The sequence below is a fragment of the Pseudomonas sp. YA1 genome (assembly GCF_058680555.1).
This window is the reverse complement of record NZ_JBZWBG010000005.1, coordinates 262,110-280,761: the sequence shown is the minus strand read 5'-3', so window position 1 is coordinate 280,761 and position 18,652 is coordinate 262,110. Positions and strand designations below refer to the sequence as shown.

17 protein-coding genes are annotated in these 18,652 nt (G+C 66.6%); 11 read left to right on the top strand and 6 right to left on the bottom strand.

Features of this window, described 5'->3' with window-relative positions; translation table 11 throughout:
• Positions 1-39: 39 nt before the first annotated feature.
• From AC4OR5_RS09330 to rpmE, 3 genes are all read right to left on the bottom strand, one after another.
• The gene (locus AC4OR5_RS09330; RefSeq protein ID WP_003095844.1) at positions 40-1,479 is read right to left on the bottom strand and encodes a M48 family metalloprotease; all 1,440 of its coding nucleotides are present in this window, start codon (positions 1,477-1,479) and stop codon (positions 40-42) included.
• Positions 1,476-2,228, bottom strand: coding sequence for a thermonuclease family protein (locus tag AC4OR5_RS09325; RefSeq protein ID WP_009877201.1), 753 nt, complete (start codon positions 2,226-2,228; stop codon positions 1,476-1,478). The genes AC4OR5_RS09330 and AC4OR5_RS09325 overlap by 4 nt, the downstream gene beginning before the upstream one ends.
• Before the next feature lie 74 nt (positions 2,229-2,302).
• Positions 2,303-2,518, bottom strand: a complete 216-nt coding sequence (gene rpmE, locus AC4OR5_RS09320; RefSeq protein WP_003095846.1) for a 50S ribosomal protein L31 — start codon at positions 2,516-2,518, stop codon at positions 2,303-2,305.
• 175 nt (positions 2,519-2,693) lie between these two features.
• Between rpmE and AC4OR5_RS09315 the strand changes: the two genes are divergently transcribed.
• From AC4OR5_RS09315 to AC4OR5_RS09270, 10 genes are all read left to right on the top strand, one after another.
• Complete coding sequence (locus AC4OR5_RS09315; protein WP_003110891.1) at positions 2,694-4,913, top strand: primosomal protein N'; 2,220 nt, start codon at positions 2,694-2,696, stop codon at positions 4,911-4,913.
• Positions 4,914-5,161: 248 nt separating this feature from the next.
• Complete coding sequence (argS, locus tag AC4OR5_RS09310; RefSeq protein ID WP_058161053.1) at positions 5,162-6,925, top strand: arginine--tRNA ligase; 1,764 nt, start codon at positions 5,162-5,164, stop codon at positions 6,923-6,925.
• A gap of 34 nt (positions 6,926-6,959) precedes the next feature.
• The gene (locus AC4OR5_RS09305) at positions 6,960-7,655 is read left to right on the top strand and encodes an SPOR domain-containing protein (protein WP_003095850.1); all 696 of its coding nucleotides are present in this window, start codon (positions 6,960-6,962) and stop codon (positions 7,653-7,655) included.
• 118 nt (positions 7,656-7,773) lie between these two features.
• Positions 7,774-8,307 (top strand): ATP-dependent protease subunit HslV, encoded by a 534-nt coding sequence (hslV, locus tag AC4OR5_RS09300; protein WP_003095852.1) that lies wholly within the window; start codon positions 7,774-7,776, stop codon positions 8,305-8,307.
• A gap of 28 nt (positions 8,308-8,335) precedes the next feature.
• Positions 8,336-9,679: an ATP-dependent protease ATPase subunit HslU gene (gene hslU / locus AC4OR5_RS09295; protein ID WP_033953305.1), complete on the top strand. Its 1,344-nt coding sequence runs from the start codon at positions 8,336-8,338 to the stop codon at positions 9,677-9,679.
• A 94-nt stretch (positions 9,680-9,773) separates the two neighbouring features.
• On the top strand, positions 9,774-10,145 hold the full coding sequence (locus AC4OR5_RS09290) for a gamma-butyrobetaine hydroxylase family protein (RefSeq protein ID WP_003095857.1): 372 nt from the start codon (positions 9,774-9,776) through the stop codon (positions 10,143-10,145).
• Between the two features lie 419 nt (positions 10,146-10,564).
• A complete protein-coding gene (phaC, locus tag AC4OR5_RS09285) occupies positions 10,565-12,244 on the top strand; it encodes a class II poly(R)-hydroxyalkanoic acid synthase (RefSeq protein WP_003095864.1) in 1,680 nt (559 codons plus the stop codon).
• Between the two features lie 152 nt (positions 12,245-12,396).
• Entirely contained in the window at positions 12,397-13,254 is an 858-nt protein-coding gene (gene phaZ, locus AC4OR5_RS09280; protein WP_003095866.1) for a poly(3-hydroxyalkanoate) depolymerase, read from the top strand.
• Positions 13,255-13,557: 303 nt separating this feature from the next.
• Positions 13,558-15,240: a class II poly(R)-hydroxyalkanoic acid synthase gene (gene phaC / locus AC4OR5_RS09275; protein ID WP_003095871.1), complete on the top strand. Its 1,683-nt coding sequence runs from the start codon at positions 13,558-13,560 to the stop codon at positions 15,238-15,240.
• A 55-nt stretch (positions 15,241-15,295) separates the two neighbouring features.
• Positions 15,296-15,913: a TetR/AcrR family transcriptional regulator gene (locus AC4OR5_RS09270; protein WP_003112003.1), complete on the top strand. Its 618-nt coding sequence runs from the start codon at positions 15,296-15,298 to the stop codon at positions 15,911-15,913.
• A gap of 43 nt (positions 15,914-15,956) precedes the next feature.
• Here the strand turns inward: AC4OR5_RS09270 and AC4OR5_RS09265 are convergent, their stop codons facing one another.
• From AC4OR5_RS09265 to AC4OR5_RS09255, 3 genes are all read right to left on the bottom strand, one after another.
• Complete coding sequence (locus AC4OR5_RS09265; protein ID WP_003116129.1) at positions 15,957-16,886, bottom strand: phasin family protein; 930 nt, start codon at positions 16,884-16,886, stop codon at positions 15,957-15,959.
• A gap of 10 nt (positions 16,887-16,896) precedes the next feature.
• Positions 16,897-17,313 (bottom strand): phasin family protein, encoded by a 417-nt coding sequence (locus AC4OR5_RS09260; protein WP_003103463.1) that lies wholly within the window; start codon positions 17,311-17,313, stop codon positions 16,897-16,899.
• 143 nt (positions 17,314-17,456) lie between these two features.
• Complete coding sequence (locus AC4OR5_RS09255) at positions 17,457-17,732, bottom strand: polyhydroxyalkanoic acid system family protein (RefSeq protein ID WP_003095874.1); 276 nt, start codon at positions 17,730-17,732, stop codon at positions 17,457-17,459.
• A gap of 135 nt (positions 17,733-17,867) precedes the next feature.
• Here AC4OR5_RS09255 and ubiE point away from each other — a divergent pair, with 135 nt between their 5' ends.
• Positions 17,868-18,638, top strand: coding sequence for a bifunctional demethylmenaquinone methyltransferase/2-methoxy-6-polyprenyl-1,4-benzoquinol methylase UbiE (gene ubiE / locus AC4OR5_RS09250; RefSeq protein WP_003103462.1), 771 nt, complete (start codon positions 17,868-17,870; stop codon positions 18,636-18,638).
• Positions 18,639-18,652: the final 14 nt, after the last annotated feature.

Sequence of the window (18,652 nt, the reverse complement as noted above, 5' to 3'; positions counted from 1 at the left end):
ACGCCCCACAAGATCGTCAGGACCCGGCTGTCAAGACCTCTAGCGTACGACTTTAAGCCAATCGCCCGGACGGGGTTCACCGCTCGGATAAAGGTCATTCAGCAGACGCAGACGAGCCACGGAGTCACTCAATGACCCCTCGCCGCCAGCCGCCAATTGCTCCAGCGTCTGCCCCGCCTTGACCTGCACCAGATGCAGGCGTCGCGGCTGCGCCAGGGCCCGCTCCTTGTCGCGCAGCGGACGGAAGCTGCGGATCACGCTGAGGAAGCGGTCGTCCTGGGTCTCCAGGGAACCGACCTTGACCACGCCGACGAACAGGTAGGCGCGGTCGCCCTGGTAGATCACAGCAACCCGTCGCGCCGGGTTGCCTGGCACCACCGCCGTGTAGCCGTTCAGCCCGGCCTGCTTCAGCGACTCTTCCTGGGCCAGCCGTTGCCCGGCGTTCTTGCGCAGGAACTCCGCGGGCGTCAGGCGGGAATCATGGGGCACCAGCTTCATGCCGATGAACGACTGCTCGTCCGCCGGATAGCCAAGCAGGGCGCTGGGCTGGTTGAGGATCTTCCAGCCCGCCGGATAGCTCAGGGTGAAGTCCAGCTCGGCATGGTAGAAGTTCTGCCCGCGACGCACACCGGCCGATGCCGAGTCGCCGAACGGCATGCCTTCCAGATGGCGAAGAAAGACCTCGCGCCCCACTTCCTGCTGTCCGTTGGCCAGTTGCCGGGCCGGGCCGACCACTTCCTGCAGACGCCGGTCGTTGTCCGGATGGGTATCGAACAACCCGTGGTAGCCGCCGGCCTGTACCGCCTGGCCATTACGCGCGGCCTCTTCGCGAGCGAAGTCCTCCTGGTTCTTCAGCACCCGCACCACCTGGATCATCGCCGTCGGATCGTAGCCGGCGCGGGCCAGGTACTGGGCGCCGAGACCATCGGCTTCCAGTTCCATGTCACGCCCGTAGCCGCGGACGAAGGCCGTGCCGAGCACGTTGGCCAGGTCGCCGGCGGCGCCGACCCCGGTGCCGATCGCCACCGCCTGGCCAAGGATGTTCCAGGCGCTGGCCTGGCTCTGCTGGCGCACGCTGTGGCGCGCCGTGACATGGCCGACCTCATGACCGAGCACCGCGGCCAGTTCGGCCTCGGAGCCAAGGTAGGCGATCAGTCCGCGATGGATATAGATGTAGCCGCCCGGCAGGGCGAAGGCGTTGATGTCCGGCGAATCGATGACGGTGAAATGATATTGCAGGTTGCTGCGGTGGCTGCTGCGGGCGACCCGCTCGCCTACCCGTTGCACGTAGGCCTGGAGCTTTTCATCGTTGTAGCGGGGGAACTGCTTGAGGATTTCCTGGTTGTAGCGAGCGCCCATGCCGAGTTCCTGCTGCTCGCTCATCATCACGAAATCGCTCTTGCCGGTGGCCGGGTTCACCGCGCAGCCGCCCAGCGCGCCGACTCCCAGCAACAGCAGCAGGAGCCAGGCGGTCTTCATGGCAACCATTCCAGCATCGCCGGATCGGTCACCGACATCTGCCAACGCGCCTTGCCGGCCGGCACAGCGCCACGGCGGGAACGATCGACCACCCAGCCACGCACTTCCAGCGAACGTCCCGCCATCTGCATCACCCGTTTCGCATCGAACGCCTTGAGCACCTTCGGCTCGATCCGCAGGACCAGCGGACCGTCCATCTCCAGCCAGATACCGCCCCGGTTGCGTTCGACCTCGAGCACCCGCCCGCGGACCACGGCGAAGCCGCTCTGCGCCAGTCGATCGAGCGAAAGCACCGGCGAACGCTTCCATACACCCAGATTAGCCGAACGCGCTGCACGTTCCGCCGCTTGCTGACAGGCCGTCAGCTCGGTGTTCGGCGCGACCGCCACCAGGTAGCCCAGGCCCTCGCCGAGCAGGCGCGCCTCGAGGTTGGCGCCGCTGGCATCGAACAGGTGCGCCAGGGTCCGCCCGTAGTGATCGCGGGCCTGGCGGCCCGGCTGCAGGGCGAGACGCCCGTCGCTGGCCGATACCAGCGCCTGCAGCCGCTGCTTCGCGGCTTCGGCGAAGGGCTCGGTGGTGCGGCCGTTGTGCGCCAGTTCAGGCGCATTGATACCGATCAGCCGCACGCTGCGGCCATCGCGCAGGCGCACGGTATCGCCGTCCACCACCCGCGCCACCTCGACGTTCTGCAAGGCACCGGTAGGCCGGCAGGCCTCCGCCGCACCGGCGAAGGCGGAAACCACGGACATGAAAAAGGCGCCCACTAGGGACGCCTTTCTCGGTACAGCGACAAGTAGCATTGCGCGCGTTCGCGGCAAGCGGCTTACTTGGTGGCGCCGAATACGCCGAAACGCTGCTTGAAGCGGTCGATACGGCCGCCGGTGTCCAGCACCTTCTGCTTGCCGGTGTAGAACGGGTGGCATTCGGAGCACACGTCCAGGTGGATCGGCTTGCACAGGGTGGAACGGGTCTTGATGACGTTACCGCAGCTACAGGTAGCTTCGATAGCTTCGTAAGTCGGATGGATGTCCGCTTTCATGATTCAATCCTCGAGGCGTTGTGTGCCGCCACCCAGCGCGTTTACCAGGCACCGCACGTAATTAAGGGCGTGGATCATACCAGACCGATTCATCTATGCAAGCGACCCCGCCCGCCGGTCGTCTGCTAACATCGCCGGCCCAGTCCTCGTTTCCTTCATCCCCGGAAGCCGCTGAGTGTCAGACCTGATCCTACGCCTAGCCCTGCCTTCGCCACTCCGCCGCCTGTTCGACTACCGCGCGCCCCGCGGCATTCCGCGCAGCGCCCTACAGCCGGGGATTCGCCTGCTGCTGCCGTTCGGGCGCCGGGAGCTGGTTGGCGTTCTGATAGAGGTGACGGACCGTTCCGAAGTACCCGAAGACAAGCTCAAGCCTGCCCTCAGGGTACTCGACGCCAAGCCGCCGATGCCGGCGCACCTGCTCGAACTCTGTCGCTGGACCGCCCAGTACTACCAGCACAGCCTCGGCGACACCCTGTCCTGGGCGCTGCCCAACCTGTTGCGCCAGGGCGAGCCGGCCGAGGCGCGCCAGCAGCGCTTCTGGCATGCCACCGCGCAATCCAGCCTCGACGATCCGCGCCTGGCCCGGGCGCCGCGCCAGCGCCAGGCCCTGGCGATTCTCAAGCAGCATCCGCACGGGGTTTCCCATGAGTTGCTGAACCAATTGGAAATAAACAAGGACAGCCTCGACCTGCTCAAGGAAAAAGGCCTGGTCGAACTGGAGGTGCGGCGCCACAGCACCCCGCCGCGCGAAGGCGGCTGGCTGGCCCAGGCGGAGTTGCCGCTGAACCCCGAGCAGCGCGCCGCCTTCGAAGCGGTTCGCGCCAGCCACGGCGGTTTCCATTGCTTCCTGCTGGCCGGGGTCACCGGCAGCGGCAAGACCGAGGTCTACCTGCAACTGATCCGCGAAACCCTGGCCGCAGGCCGCCAGGCCCTGGTGCTGATTCCCGAGATCAACCTGGGCCCGCAGACCCTGGCGCGTTTCGAACGCCGCTTCAACGCGCGCATCGCCCTGCTGCATTCGGCCCTGACCGACCGCGAGCGCCTCGATGCCTGGCTCGCCGCCCGGGATGGCGAGGCCGACATCGTCATCGGCACCCGCTCGGCACTGTTCACGCCGCTGAAGCGGCCGGGACTGATCATCGTCGACGAGGAACACGACGCCTCCTATAAACAGCAGGACGGCCTGCGCTACCACGCCCGCGACCTGGCACTGGTACGCGCGCGCCTGGAGAACGTGCCGATCCTGCTCGGTTCGGCCACGCCCGCCCTGGAAAGCCTGCACAACGCCCAGGCCGGCCGCTACGGCCTGCTGCGCCTGACCCAGCGCGCCGGTGGCGCGCACCCGCCGAAGTTCATCCGCCTCGACGTGAAGAGCATGCCGCTCGACGCCGGCCTTTCCCGCCCGCTGCAACAGGCCATTGGCGATACCCTGGCGGCCGGCCAGCAGGTCCTGGTGTTCCTCAACCGCCGCGGCTTCGCTCCGACCCTGCTTTGCCACGACTGCGGCTGGATCAGCCAATGCCCGCGCTGCGACGCGCGGATGACTGTGCACCAGGGCAGCGGCGAGTTGCGCTGCCACCACTGCGACCACCGCCAGCGGCCGCCGATGAACTGCCCGCAATGCGGCAAGCTCGACCTGCGCCCGGTAGGCGCCGGCACCGAGCGCGCCGAGGAACGCCTGCGGATTCTCTTCCCGAACCATCCGGTGCTGCGCATCGACCGCGACAGCACCTCGCGCAAGCACGCCATGCGCGACCTCTTCGCCACCATCAACAGCGGTGAGCCATGCATCCTGGTCGGCACCCAGATGCTCGCCAAGGGGCACCACTTCCCACGGGTCACCCTGGTGGCGATCCTCGATGCCGATGGCGGCCTGTTTTCCGCCGACTTCCGCGCCAGCGAACGCATGGCCCAGCAGATCGTCCAGGTCGCCGGCCGCGCAGGACGCGCCGAGGAGCCCGGGCGGGTACTGATCCAGACCCACCTGGCCGATCACCCGCTGCTGGTCCAGCTCACCGAGGACGGCTACTTCGCCTTTGCCGAACAGGCCCTCAGCGAACGCCGCGCCGCCGGCCTGCCGCCCTTCGCCCACCTCGCCCTGCTGCGCGCCGAAGCGCACAAGCCGGGCCAGGCGGAAGCCTTCCTCGACAGCGCCTGCAGTGCCGCCGAGCAATTGCTCGAGCAGATGGGCGGACCGGAGGTGGAACTGCTCGGGCCGGTGCCCGCGCCCATGGAGCGGCGTGCCGGCAAGCACCGCGCGCAACTGCTGCTGCAGTGCATGAGCCGGGCGCCGCTGCATCGCCTGCTGACACCCTGGCTGCAGAGCCTCGAACAGTTGCCCGGCGGGCGCCAGGTGCGCTGGTCGCTCGATATCGATCCGATCGACCTGTTCTGAGCGCCTTCCTGGAAGACGCCCCGCTTGACTGGGGTCAGCCGGAATCCGCGATGTCCGGCGCAAACTGTCGGCTAATCGCCGCAACGGTTGGCAACGCCTGTCCGCCCACGGATAATGCGCGGTTCTGAGCCTCGACCGGCCACCCCGCGCACATCGCGGGGAGTGAACTTCGGAGCGCCGCATCCGCCGGCCCTTCCCCTGCCCGACCGTCGCGCGCCGCCCCTCTGCCCGCGAGCACGGAGAGAACGATGAAAGACACGATTCGCCAGCTGATCCAGCAAGCCCTCGACCAACTGACCGCGGACGGCACCCTGCCCGCCGGCCTGACCCCGGACATCCAGGTGGAGAACACCAAGGACCGTAGCCACGGCGATTTCGCCAGCAACATCGCCATGATGCTGGCCAAGCCGGCCGGGATGAAGCCGCGCGACCTGGCCGCCAGGCTGGTCGAGGCAATCCCCGCCCACGAGCAACTGGCCAAGGTGGAGATCGCCGGCCCCGGCTTCCTCAACTTCTTCCAGGATCACGTCTGGCTCGCCGCCAGCCTCGACCGCGCCCTCGCCGACGAACGTCTCGGCGTGCGCAAGGCAGGCCCGGCGCAGCGCGTGGTGATCGACCTGTCCTCGCCGAACCTGGCCAAGGAAATGCACGTCGGCCACCTGCGCTCGACCATCATCGGCGACGCCGTCGCGCGCGTCCTCGAGTTCCTCGGCGACACGGTGATCCGGCAGAACCACGTCGGCGACTGGGGCACCCAGTTCGGCATGCTGCTCGCCTACCTGGAAGAGCAACCGGTCGACGCCGAGGCCGAGCTGCACGACCTGGAGGTCTTCTACCGCGCGGCGAAGAAACGCTTCGACGAGTCTCCCGAATTCGCCGACCGCGCCCGCGAACTGGTGGTCAAGCTGCAGGCCGGCGACCCCGACTGCCTGCGCCTGTGGACCCGCTTCAACGAGATTTCCCTGTCGCACTGCCAGAAGGTCTACGACCGTCTCGGCGTGAAGCTGAGCATGGCCGACGTCATGGGCGAGAGCGCCTACAACGACGACCTCGCCCAGGTGGTCGCCGACCTGACCGCCAAGGGCCTGCTCACCGAAGACAACGGCGCGCTGTGCGTCTTCCTCGAAGAGTTCAAGAACGCCGAGGGCAATCCGCTCCCGGTGATCGTGCAGAAGGCCGGCGGCGGCTACCTCTACGCCACCACCGACCTCGCCGCCATGCGTTATCGGCACAACGTGCTGCACGCCGACCGCGTGCTGTACTTCGTCGACCAGCGCCAGGCCCTGCACTTCCAGCAGGTCTTCGAAGTGGCGCGGCGCGCCGGTTTCGTCCCGGCCGGCATGGAGCTGGAGCACATGGGCTTCGGTACCATGAACGGCGCCGACGGCCGTCCGTTCAAGACCCGCGACGGCGGTACGGTGAAGCTGATCGACCTGCTGGAAGAGGCCGAGAGCCGCGCCTATGCGCTGGTCAAGGAACGCAACGAGCAGCGCGCCGAGCGTGGCGAGGAGCCGTTCGACGAGGTCCAGCTGCGCGAGATCGGCCGGGTGGTGGGGATCGACTCGGTGAAGTACGCCGACCTGTCCAAGCACCGCACCAGCGACTACAGCTTCAACTTCGAACTGATGCTCAGCTTCGAAGGCAACACCGCACCCTACCTACTCTACGCCTGCACCCGCGTGGCCAGCGTCTTCCGCAAGCTCGGCCAGGGCCGCGAGCAACTGGGCGGGAAGATCGTCCTCGAGCAGCCCCAGGAGCTGGCCCTGGCCGCACAACTGGCGCAGTTCGGCGACCTGGTCAACAACGTCGCGCTCAAGGGCGTGCCGCACCTGCTCTGCGCCTACCTGTACGAGTTGGCCGGGCTGTTCTCCAGTTTCTACGAGCACTGCCCGATCCTCACCGCCGAGGACCCGGCGCAGAAGGACAGCCGCCTGCGTCTCGCCGCGCTGACCGGCCGTACCCTGGAACAGGGCCTGGAGCTGCTCGGTCTGAAGACTCTGGAACGCATGTAATCGAACCCGCCCGAACAGGAGTCCGGGAACCCCCATGGCAAAGAAGAAACCCGCCCCCAAGCGCGGCGCCAGCCGCTACCAGGCGCCCGCCGCGAAGAACGGCGTTCCCGGCTGGGTCTGGCTGGTCGCCGGCCTGGCCATCGGCGGCTTCATCATGTTCCTGATGAAGCTCGAACCCGGGCGCAAGGACGTCCAGCGCGAACGCCCGGACGCCCAGCGCCCAGCCGCCGTGCAGGGCAAGCAGCCGCAGCAGAACGGCCAGGCCCAGCAGCCCGCACAAACGCAGACGCCGGCCCAGGCCAAGCCGAAGTACGAGTTCTACACCCTGCTGCCGGAGTCCGAGGTCGTGGTGCCGCCGGAAGCGGTACCGGAGAAGGCCCCGCCGCCGCCCACCCCCGCCGAGCTGGCCAAGGCCGACGAAGCGCGGGCCAAGGCCGCACTCGCCGGGCAGGTGCCACCGCCGCTGCCGAAAGCGGTGGTCGCCGCCAGCACGCAGTTCTTCCTGCAGGCCGGCTCGTTCCGCAAGCAGTCCGACGCCGACCGCGTGCGCGCGCAGATCATCCTGCTCGGGCAGTCGGTGAACGTCGAGGCCGGCAACGTCCGCGACGAGACCTGGTACCGGGTGATGGTCGGCCCGTTCAACAGCCGCGACCAGTTGTCCCAGGCGCAGAAGACACTGTCCTCCAACGGCTTCAGCAACCTGCTGTTACAGCAACGCAAGGCCCGCTGAACGCGGGCCACGCCGTGCGTTCCGACGCACGGCGGTGCGTGCGGTTGAAAAGCCGCGGATCGCCCCTATATCTCCCAGCATTCCGGGCATTCGGCCCCGCAGTGTGGAGATTTCCCCCTTGACCACCATCGTATCTGTCCGCCGCAACGGCAAAGTCGTCATGGGCGGCGACGGCCAGGTTTCCCTGGGCAACACCGTGATGAAAGGCAACGCCAAGAAGGTCCGGCGCCTGTATCACGGTCAGGTACTGGCCGGTTTCGCCGGCGCCACCGCCGATGCCTTCACCCTGTTCGAGCGCTTCGAGCAGCAACTGGAGAAACACCAGGGGCACCTGGTCCGCGCCGCCGTCGAACTGGCCAAGGACTGGCGCACCGACCGCTCCCTGAGCCGCCTCGAAGCCATGCTCGCGGTCGCCAACAAGGATGCCTCGCTGATCATCACCGGCAACGGCGACGTGGTCGAACCCGAACACGGCCTGATCGCCATGGGCTCCGGCGGCGGCTTCGCCCAGGCCGCGGCCCTGGCCCTGCTGCAGCACAACGCCGAGCTGAGCGCTCGGGAAGTCGCCGAGACCGCGCTGAACATCGCCGGCTCGATCTGCGTCTTCACCAACCAGAACCTGACCATCGAGGAGCTGGACAGCGCCGTCTGAAGCGCTCGTCCCCCGCTGGAGTAAACGAATGTCCATGACGCCCCGCGAGATCGTCCACGAACTCAACCGCCACATCATCGGCCAGGACGACGCCAAGCGCGCCGTCGCCATCGCCCTGCGCAACCGCTGGCGACGCATGCAACTGCCGACCGAGCTGCGCGCCGAGGTCACGCCGAAGAACATCCTCATGATCGGCCCCACCGGCGTCGGCAAGACCGAGATCGCCCGCCGCCTGGCGCGCCTGGCGAACGCGCCGTTCATCAAGGTCGAGGCGACCAAGTTCACCGAGGTCGGCTATGTCGGACGCGACGTCGAGTCGATCATCCGCGATCTCGCCGACGCCGCGGTGAAGATGCTCCGCGAACAGGAGATCCAGAAGGTCAAGTATCGCGCCGAGGACGCCGCCGAAGAGCGCATCCTCGATGCCCTGCTGCCGGCCGCGCGTCCCGCCATGGGCTTCGGCGACGAGCCGGCACGCGAGGACAGCAACACCCGCCAGCTGTTCCGCAAGCGCCTGCGCGAAGGCCAGCTGGACGACAAGGAAATCGACATCGAGGTGGCCGACAACCCGGCCGGCGTGGAGATCATGGCCCCGCCCGGCATGGAGGAGATGACCAACCAGTTGCAGAACCTGTTCTCCGGCATGAGCAAGGGCAAGAAGAAGACCCGCAAGCTGAAGGTCGCCGAGGCCCTGAAGCTGATCCGCGACGAAGAGGCGGTGCGCCTGGTCAACGAGGAAGAGCTCAAGGCACGCGCCCTGGAGGCGGTCGAGCAGCACGGCATCGTCTTCATCGACGAGATCGACAAGATCGCCAAGCGCGCCAACGCCGGCGGCGCCGACGTCTCCCGCGAGGGCGTACAGCGCGACCTGCTGCCACTGATCGAGGGCTGCACGGTGAACACCAAGCTGGGCATGGTCAAGACCGACCACATCCTGTTCATCGCCTCCGGCGCCTTCCACCTGAGCAAGCCGAGCGACCTGGTTCCCGAGCTGCAGGGCCGCCTACCGATCCGCGTGGAGCTCAAGGCCCTCAGCCCGAACGATTTCGAGCGCATCCTCACCGAGCCGCATGCCTCGCTCACCGAGCAGTACCGCGAGCTGCTGAAGACCGAGGGACTGGCCATCGAGTTCGCCGAGGACGGCATCAAGCGCCTTGCCGAGATCGCCTGGCAGGTCAACGAGAAGACCGAGAACATCGGTGCCCGCCGCCTGCATACGCTGCTCGAGCGGCTGCTGGAAGAGGTCTCGTTCAGCGCCGCCGACCTGGCCAGCGAGCATAGCGACAAGCCGATCCTGATCGATGCCGGCTACGTCAACAGCCACCTCGGCGAGCTGGCCGAGGACGAGGACCTGTCCCGCTACATCCTTTGACCACCGCCGCCGCCACGGCCAGCACCGTGGCGGCGGGCCGCGCGGTCCCGAACCGGGGTATCCTTGTACTCCGCCCTTCCGCGAGTCCGATGCGATGCGTATCCCTTCCGCCATCCAGCTGCACAAAGCCTCGAAGACCCTGACCCTGCGCTACGGCGAGGACAGCTACGATCTGCCCGCCGAGTTCCTCCGCGTGCATTCGCCCTCGGCCGAGGTCCAGGGCCACGGCAACCCGGTATTGCAGTACGGCAAGCTGAACGTCGGCCTGGTCGGCGTCGAACCCGCCGGCCAGTACGCACTGAAGCTGAGCTTCGACGACGGCCACGACAGCGGCCTGTTCACCTGGGACTACCTGTACGAGCTGGCGACCCGCAAGGACCAGCTGTGGGCCGACTACCTGGCGGAGCTGGCCAGCGCCGGCAAGTCGCGCGACCCCGACGAGTCAGTCGTCAAGCTGATGCTCTGAAGCGCCGGGCCGAGTGCCCCTTCGCGGCACACGGCATCCAGGCGATTTTTCCCCGCTGCCCCGAACGAGGGCACGTCATTTGCAACATTCGCCCCGCAGACTGCCAGACCAGACATCCGGTCGGCGCGGTCGCCACGGCGAATGTCCTACCCTGCACGGCAGCAACGCTCTAGTCCGCAGGTCGGCCGCTCGCCGGGCCAGCCACGCCGGCCACCGATGCTTCTGCCAGCTTGCACGCCAGCGGAAACTCGCGTAACCAAGACGGTGCAGCCCCCTTGTCCGGGTTCCCTTCCCTGACGTGCGTCCGCCCCGCCCTGAAACGTGCGGGTGGGCTGGTAGTCGAGCAGTAGCCGGCCGGACACCTGGTCCCCGGTTTCGTTGCGGTCCCCTGTTTCGCCTCGAACAATGGAGCGTTGCCGATGAGTCAAAAGAACAATAACGAGCTTCCCAAGCAAGCCGCGGAAAACACACTGAACCTGAATCCGGTGATCGGCATCCGGGGCAAGGACCTGCTCACCTCCGCGCGCATGGTCCTGCTCCAGGCGGTGCGCCAGCCGCTGCACAGCGCCAGGCACGTGGCGCATTTCAGCCTGGAGTTGAAGAACGTCCTGCTCGGCCAGTCGGAGCTGCGCCCAGGCGATGACGACCGGCGCTTTTCCGACCCGGCCTGGAGCCAGAATCCGCTGTACAAGCGCTACATGCAGACCTACCTGGCCTGGCGCAAGGAACTGCACAGCTGGATCAGCCACAGCGACCTGTCGCCGCAAGACATCAGTCGTGGCCAGTTCGTCATCAACCTGCTGACCGAGGCGATGTCGCCGACCAACAGCCTGAGCAACCCGGCAGCGGTCAAGCGCTTCTTCGAGACCGGCGGCAAGAGCCTGCTGGACGGCCTCGGCCACCTGGCCAAGGACCTGGTGAACAACGGCGGGATGCCGAGCCAGGTGGACATGGACGCCTTCGAGGTGGGCAAGAACCTGGCCACCACCGAGGGCGCCGTGGTGTTCCGCAACGACGTGCTGGAACTGATCCAGTACCGGCCGATCACCGAGTCGGTGCACGAACGCCCGCTGCTGGTGGTGCCGCCGCAGATCAACAAGTTCTACGTCTTCGACCTGTCGCCGGACAAGAGCCTGGCGCGCTTCTGCCTGCGCAACGGCGTGCAGACCTTCATCGTCAGCTGGCGCAACCCGACCAAGTCGCAGCGCGAATGGGGCCTGACCACCTATATCGAGGCGCTCAAGGAGGCCATCGAGGTAGTCCTGTCGATCACCGGCAGCAAGGACCTCAACCTCCTCGGCGCCTGCTCCGGCGGGATCACCACCGCGACCCTGGTCGGCCACTACGTCGCCAGCGGCGAGAAGAAGGTCAACGCCTTCACCCAACTGGTCAGCGTGCTCGACTTCGAACTGAATACCCAGGTCGCGCTGTTCGCCGACGAGAAGACCCTGGAGGCCGCCAAGCGTCGCTCCTACCAGTCCGGCGTGCTGGAGGGCAAGGACATGGCCAAGGTGTTCGCCTGGATGCGCCCCAACGACCTGATCTGGAACTACTGGGTCAACAACTACCTGCTCGGCAACCAGCCGCCGGCGTTCGACATCCTCTACTGGAACAACGACACCACGCGCCTGCCCGCCGCGCTGCACGGCGAGTTCGTCGAACTGTTCAAGAGCAACCCGCTGAACCGCCCCGGCGCCCTGGAGGTCTCCGGCACGCCCATCGACCTGAAGCAGGTGACTTGCGACTTCTACTGTGTCGCCGGTCTGAACGACCACATCACCCCCTGGGAGTCGTGCTACAAGTCGGCCAGGCTGCTGGGCGGCAAGTGCGAGTTCATCCTCTCCAACAGCGGCCACATCCAGAGCATCCTCAACCCACCGGGCAACCCCAAGGCACGCTTCATGACCAATCCGGAACTGCCCGCCGAGCCCAAGGCCTGGCTGGAACAGGCCGGCAAGCACGCCGATTCGTGGTGGCTGCACTGGCAGCAATGGCTGGCCGAACGCTCCGGCAAGACCCGCAAGGCGCCCGCCAGCCTGGGCAACAAGACCTATCCGGCCGGCGAAGCCGCGCCCGGAACCTACGTGCATGAACGATGAAAAGCGACCAGCCTGAAGAACTGCCGCAGGAGCGATCCGCGGCCTCCGCCGACGAAACCCCGCCAGCGCCTCCGGTGCGGCCCCGCGCCGCGCGGAAGCCGGCCAGGCCCCGTATCGCCGAGCCCGCGGCTGCGCCGCCGAGGACCCCGAGCATGCCCCAGCCCTTCGTCTTCCGGACCATCGACCTCGACGGCCAGACCATCCGCACCGCAGTGCGGCCGGGCAAGGAAGGAAGCACTCCGCTGCTGATCTTCAACGGCATAGGCGCCAACCTGGAACTGGTATTTCCCTTCGTCCAGGCGCTCGACCCGGAACTGGAGGTGATCGCCTTCGACGTTCCCGGCGTCGGCGGTTCCTCGACGCCCAGCGTGCCCTACCGCTTTCCCGGCCTGGCCAAGCTGGCGGCGCGGATGCTCGACTACCTGGACTACGGCCAGGTCAACGCGATCGGCGTGTCCTGGGGCGGCGCGCTGGCCCAGCAGTTCGCCCACGACTATCCGGAACGCTGCAAGAAGCTGATCCTCGCCGCCACTTCGGCTGGCGCGGTGATGGTGCCGGGCAAGCCGAAGGTACTGATGCGCATGGCCAGCCCGCGGCGCTACATCCAGCCCTCCTATGGCGTACACATCGCCCCGGACATCTACGGCGGGGCCTTCCGCCGCGACCCCAAGCTGGCCATGGCGCATGCCAGCAAGGTGCGTTCGTCGGGCAAGCTGGGCTACTACTGGCAACTGTTCGCCGGGCTCGGCTGGACCAGCATCCACTGGCTGCATCGGATCCGCCAGCCGACCCTGGTGCTGGCCGGCGACGACGACCCGATCATCCCGCTGATCAACATGCGTGTGCTGGCCTGGCGCATTCCCAACGCCGAACTGCACGTGATCGACGACGGCCACCTGTTCCTGGTGACCCGCGCCGAATCGGTGGCGCCGATCATCATGAAGTTCCTCGCCGAGGAGCGCCGCCGCGCCGTCATGCACCCTCGTCCGTTCCTGCCCAAGACCGGCTGAACTGCTGCGCGGGCAACACCAGGGCAGCAGACACTGCTTCGTCATGGTGCAGGTGCATAGTCAATGTTCCGCAACGGCGCATGGCGCCTGGCTTCGCCGCGACAGCGCAAGCTCTGCGACGCCCCTCCCGGCGTTGTGGTACAGCGCTTGCTGCCCCACTGTCGGGCGGCATCCTCCCTGTTCAGGCAGGTGTGCGGTTCTGCCCCGGGTGAAACGGAATTCACAGGCTATAACTGAGTATTCCGAGCCAGGGGACTATCGCCCATGGCATCCAGACTGTGGTCCTACGACGGAGTGTGGTCCATGCGAGAAAAACAGGAATCGGGTAGCGTGCCGGTGCCCGCCGAGTTCATGAGTGCGCAGAGCGCCATCGTCGGCCTGCGCGGCAAGGACCTGCTGACGACGGTCCGCAGCCTGGCCGTCCACGGCCTGCGCCAGCCGCTGCACAGTGCGCGGCACCTGGTCGCCTTCGGAGGCCAGTTGGGCAAGGTGCTGCTGGGCGACACCCTGCACCAGCCGAACCCTCAGGACGCCCGTTTCCAGGATCCATCCTGGCGCCTCAATCCCTTCTACCGGCGCACCCTGCAGGCCTACCTGGCGTGGCAGAAGCAACTGCTCGCCTGGATCGACGAAAGCAACCTGGACTGCGACGATCGCGCCCGCGCCCGCTTCCTCGTCGCCTTGCTCTCCGACGCCGTGGCACCCAGCAACAGCCTGATCAATCCACTGGCGGTAAAGGAACTGTTCAATACCGGCGGGATCAGCCTGCTCAATGGCGTCCGCCACCTGCTCGAAGACCTGGTGCACAACGGCGGCATGCCCAGCCAGGTGAACAAGACCGCCTTCGAGATCGGCCGCAACCTCGCCACCACGCAAGGCGCGGTAGTGTTCCGCAACGAGGTGCTGGAACTGATCCAGTACAAGCCGCTGGGCGAGCGCCAGTACGCCAAGCCCCTGCTGATCGTGCCGCCGCAGATCAACAAGTACTACATCTTCGACCTGTCGCCGGAAAAGAGCTTCGTCCAGTACGCCCTGAAGAACAACCTGCAGGTCTTCGTCATCAGTTGGCGCAACCCCGACGCCCAGCACCGCGAATGGGGCCTGAGCACCTATGTCGAGGCCCTCGACCAAGCCATCGAGGTCAGCCGCGAGATCACCGGCAGCCGCAGCGTGAACCTGGCCGGCGCCTGCGCCGGCGGGCTCACCGTGGCCGCCTTGCTCGGCCACCTCCAGGTGCGCCGGCAACTGCGCAAGGTCAGTAGCGTCACCTACCTGGTCAGCCTGCTCGACAGCCAGATGGAAAGCCCGGCGATGCTCTTCGCCGACGAGCAGACCCTGGAGAGCAGCAAGCGCCGCTCCTACCAGCATGGCGTGCTGGACGGGCGCGACATGGCCAAGGTGTTCGCCTGGATGCGCCCCAACGACCTGATCTGGAACTACTGGGTCAACAACTACCTGCTCGGCAGGCAGCCGCCGGCGTTCGACATCCTCTACTGGAACAACGACAACACGCGGCTGCCCGCGGCGTTCCACGGCGAACTGCTCGACCTGTTCAAGCACAACCCGCTGACCCGCCCAGGCGCGCTGGAAGTCAGCGGGACCGCGGTGGACCTGGGCAAGGTGGCGATCGACAGCTTCCACGTCGCCGGCATCACCGACCACATCACGCCCTGGGACGCGGTCTATCGCTCGGCCCTCCTGCTGGGCGGCCAGCGCCGCTTCATCCTGTCCAACAGCGGGCACATCCAGAGCATCCTCAACCCTCCCGGAAACCCCAAGGCCTGCTACTTCGAGAACGACAAGCTGAGCAGCGATCCACGCGCCTGGTACTACGACGCCAAGCGCGAAGAGGGCAGTTGGTGGCCGGTCTGGCTGGGCTGGCTGCAGGAGCGCTCGGGCGAGCTGGGCGACCCTGACTTCAACCTTGGCAGCGCCACGCATCCGCCCCTCGAAGCAGCCCCGGGCACCTACGTGCATATACGCTGAAAGACCCGGCCCGGGCGCCTGGAGCCGGGCACCTCGATCCCCAGAAGAAGTCCGGATGAAGACACGCGACCGTATCCTCGAATGCTCGCTGTTGCTGTTCAACGAACAGGGCGAACCCAACGTCTCGACACTGGAAATCGCCAACGAACTGGGCATCAGCCCGGGCAATCTCTACTACCACTTCCATGGCAAGGAACCGCTGGTGATGGCGCTGTTCGAGCGGTTCCAGGCCGAGTTGGCGCCGCTGCTCGATCCGCCCGAGGAGGTGCGCCTGGGCGCGGAGGACTACTGGCTGTTCCTGCATCTGATCGTCGAGCGCCTCGCCCACTACCGCTTCCTGTTCCAGGACCTGTCCAACCTGACCGGGCGCCTGCCACGGCTGGCTCGCGGCATCCGTACCTGGCTCGGCGCGCTGAAGCGGACCCTGGCCACCCTGTTGGCCCGCCTAAAGACCGACCGGCAGTTGCGCAGCGATGCGCCGGCACTCGGGCAACTGGTCGAACAGATCACCCTGACCCTGCTGTTCTCCTTGGATTACCAGCGGGTACTGGGCAGCAAGGGCGAGGTGCGCACGGTGGTCTACCAGATCATGATGCTGGTCGCCCCGCATCTGCGCAGCGAGGCCCAACGCTCGGCGGAAAGCCTGGCGCAGCGCTACCTGGGACCGGAATGAAAAACGCCCGGCGAGTGCCGGGCGTGTGCGTTGCCGCCAGGACTCAGCCCTGGCTGCTCGGCGTCGCCGGAGCGTTCGCTGCCGGAGCGCTGGCAGCCGGTGTGGCGGCGGGGGCAGCGGGCGCGCTCGAAGACGCGGCGGGAGCGGCCGGTTTCGCCGCGGCGGGCTTGGCGGCCGGCTTCTTCGCCGCAGGCTTTTTCGCAGCCGGCTTGGCGGCAGGTTTCGCCGCGGGCTTGGCGGCGGTCGCAGCGGCCGGCTTGGCTGCCGGCTTCGCGGCGGGCTTGGCTGCGGCAGGTTTCGCAGCAGGCTTCGCCGCAGCCTTGGCTGCCGGCTTGGCCGCCGGTTTCGCGGCGGCCTTCGCAGCCGGTTTGGCGGCGGGCTTGGCTGCCGGCTTGGCGGCCGCGGTCTTCGCTGCAGGTTTTTTCGCCGCGGGTTTCGCCGCAGGCTTGGCGGCGGCCTTGGCTGCCGGTTTAGCTGCCGGCTTGGCCGCTGCGGTTTTCGCCGCGGGCTTGGCAGCCGGTTTCGCCGCAGGCTTGGCCGCTGCCTTCGCCGCCGGCTTGACGCTGACGCCGGTGAGTTTCTCGATCTGCCTGGTCAGCGTATCGACCTTGCCGTGCAGCTCCTTCACCTCGTTGCGGCTCGGCACGCCGAGACGCGAGATGGCGCTGTTCAGGCGCTTGTCGAAAGCTTCCTCGAGCTCGCTCCACTTGCCGAGCGCACGGTCCCGAACCTCGTCGACCTTGCTCTTCGCAGAGCGGGCGGAAGCCTTCGCCGCACCGACCTGCGCGTCCACATCGGACTTCGCTTCTTTTTCAGCCTTCTCGCCGTCTTTCACCAAGGTCTCGAACAGCTTGCTGCCGTCCTTGCTGACCTTCGAGTAGGCCCCCAGACCAGCCAGCCAGATCTGCCGCGAGTATTTCTCGATCTCGCCGATCCAACTGGACTCTTTTTCGCTCTTCTTCTTGCCAGCCATCCTGCTCTCCTTATTGGGTTCTCGCGACACGCTCGAGCACTGCGCTCAGCTCATCCAGCTTAGCAGAGAGTGCTTCGACATCGTTCCGGGAAGGTATGCCTATCCGGTTCAACGTGCTAGCGACACGGCTGTCGAATGCCTGCTCGATCCTGTCGAGCTGGTCTTCGACTTTTCCCTTCACCGAAGAGAGGCCGGTCTTGACACTGTCATTGGCCGAATCGACCTGACTTGTGACCAGCGATTTGCCTTTTTTCTCCAGGGCTTCGCCAGCTTTCACCAATTCCTTGAAGTAGTCGCTGCCTTCGGTGCCCAGGCGGGAATACGCACCCAGGCCGGCAAGCCAGATCTGGCGGGCATAGTGGCGGATCTCGGAGACCAGGGAAGTGGATTCGGAAACGGTCTTTTTCTTCAGGGCAATCTTGGCCATGGGGCACCTCACGCTCGTTGGGTTGAAGAAACCGCAGGCGCCGCCGGAACGCTGGCAGCGTGAGAGCAAGGTATCGGGGAAAATTAGAAACCGCATACTAAGCGGAAGATGGGCGCCGCCAGGACGGCGAACGCCCGGCGGGATCAGGCCAGCGCCTTGTCCAGCGCCTTCTCGATCTCGCCCTTGAGCAGGCCGCTCATGGCCGACAGCATCAGGCCGAGCTTGACGTCCACCGCGACCTTGTCCGCCCCCACCGCGATCCTGCCGTCGACGCCGCTGCGCTTGAAGGTCAGCTCGTCGCCCTGCCATTCGCACTGCACGCCGTGCTCCTTCGCCAGACGTTCGGCCAGTTTCTCCGCCTTGGCCCGTGCGGCGTCCAGCCCCAGGCTGTGCGGACGTTCGATGTGGATACGCGACATGGATCGACTCCTGATTGCAGATCGGAAAACTATACGCGGCCAGACAAAACACCGCACCCGCGCCGTCGGACGGCGGCACAGCACTTTCCCCACATCCTGTTAGAATGCCCGGCATTCTTTCCAGGTGAGAACGTCATGAACGATCCCCGCAAAGGCGCCGACGCCGAACCCACCACCCACTTCGGCTACCAGAACGTTCCGGAAAGCCAGAAGGCGAAGAAGGTCGCCGAGGTATTCCACTCGGTGGCAGCCAAGTACGACCTGATGAACGACCTGATGTCCGGCGGCATCCATCGCCTGTGGAAGCGCTTCACCATCGAGCTGTCCGGCGTGCGCAGCGGGAACCGCGTGCTCGACATCGCCGGCGGCACCGGCGACCTGACCCGGCAGTTCTCACGCCTGGTCGGCCCGACCGGCGAGGTGGTGCTGGCCGATATCAACGCCTCGATGCTCAAGGTCGGCCGCGACAAGCTGCTCGACAAGGGCGTCTCCGGCAACGTCAGCTTCGTCCAGGCGGACGCCGAGAAGCTGCCCTTCCCGGACAACCACTTCGACTGCGTGACCATCGCCTTCGGCCTGCGCAACGTCACCCACAAGGACGAAGCGATCCGCTCCATGCTACGCGTGCTCAAGCCCGGTGGCCGCCTGCTGGTGCTGGAGTTCTCCAAGCCGAGCAGCAACCTGCTGTCCAAGGCCTACGACGCCTATTCGTTCAGTCTGCTGCCGCTGATGGGCAAGCTGGTCACCAACGACTCCGAGAGCTATCGCTACCTGGCCGAGTCGATCCGCATGCACCCCGACCAGGAAACCCTGAAGGCGATGATGGTGGAAGCCGGCTTCGACCGCGTGACCTACCACAACATGACCGGCGGCATCGTCGCCCTGCACCGCGGTATCAAGCCTTAACCGAGGGCGCGCCG

What these genes read in the sequence shown, in the direction of transcription:
- AC4OR5_RS09325 (WP_009877201.1), bottom strand. Translation starts at nt 2,228, where the DNA reads ATGTCCGTGGTTTCCGCCTTCGCCGGTGCGGCGGAGGCCTGCCGGCCT.
- AC4OR5_RS09255 (WP_003095874.1), bottom strand. Translation starts at nt 17,732, where the DNA reads ATGTCGCGTATCCACATCGAACGTCCGCACAGCCTGGGGCTGGACGCC.
- phaC (WP_003095864.1), top strand. Translation starts at nt 10,565, where the DNA reads ATGAGTCAAAAGAACAATAACGAGCTTCCCAAGCAAGCCGCGGAAAAC.
- phaC (WP_003095871.1), top strand. Translation starts at nt 13,558, where the DNA reads ATGCGAGAAAAACAGGAATCGGGTAGCGTGCCGGTGCCCGCCGAGTTC.
- argS (WP_058161053.1), top strand. Translation starts at nt 5,162, where the DNA reads ATGAAAGACACGATTCGCCAGCTGATCCAGCAAGCCCTCGACCAACTG.
- hslU (WP_033953305.1), top strand. Translation starts at nt 8,336, where the DNA reads ATGTCCATGACGCCCCGCGAGATCGTCCACGAACTCAACCGCCACATC.
- phaZ (WP_003095866.1), top strand. Translation starts at nt 12,397, where the DNA reads ATGCCCCAGCCCTTCGTCTTCCGGACCATCGACCTCGACGGCCAGACC.
- AC4OR5_RS09270 (WP_003112003.1), top strand. Translation starts at nt 15,296, where the DNA reads ATGAAGACACGCGACCGTATCCTCGAATGCTCGCTGTTGCTGTTCAAC.
- rpmE (WP_003095846.1), bottom strand. Translation starts at nt 2,518, where the DNA reads ATGAAAGCGGACATCCATCCGACTTACGAAGCTATCGAAGCTACCTGT.
- AC4OR5_RS09330 (WP_003095844.1), bottom strand. Translation starts at nt 1,479, where the DNA reads ATGAAGACCGCCTGGCTCCTGCTGCTGTTGCTGGGAGTCGGCGCGCTG.
- AC4OR5_RS09260 (WP_003103463.1), bottom strand. Translation starts at nt 17,313, where the DNA reads ATGGCCAAGATTGCCCTGAAGAAAAAGACCGTTTCCGAATCCACTTCC.
- ubiE (WP_003103462.1), top strand. Translation starts at nt 17,868, where the DNA reads ATGAACGATCCCCGCAAAGGCGCCGACGCCGAACCCACCACCCACTTC.
- AC4OR5_RS09305 (WP_003095850.1), top strand. Translation starts at nt 6,960, where the DNA reads ATGGCAAAGAAGAAACCCGCCCCCAAGCGCGGCGCCAGCCGCTACCAG.
- AC4OR5_RS09290 (WP_003095857.1), top strand. Translation starts at nt 9,774, where the DNA reads ATGCGTATCCCTTCCGCCATCCAGCTGCACAAAGCCTCGAAGACCCTG.
- AC4OR5_RS09265 (WP_003116129.1), bottom strand. Translation starts at nt 16,886, where the DNA reads ATGGCTGGCAAGAAGAAGAGCGAAAAAGAGTCCAGTTGGATCGGCGAG.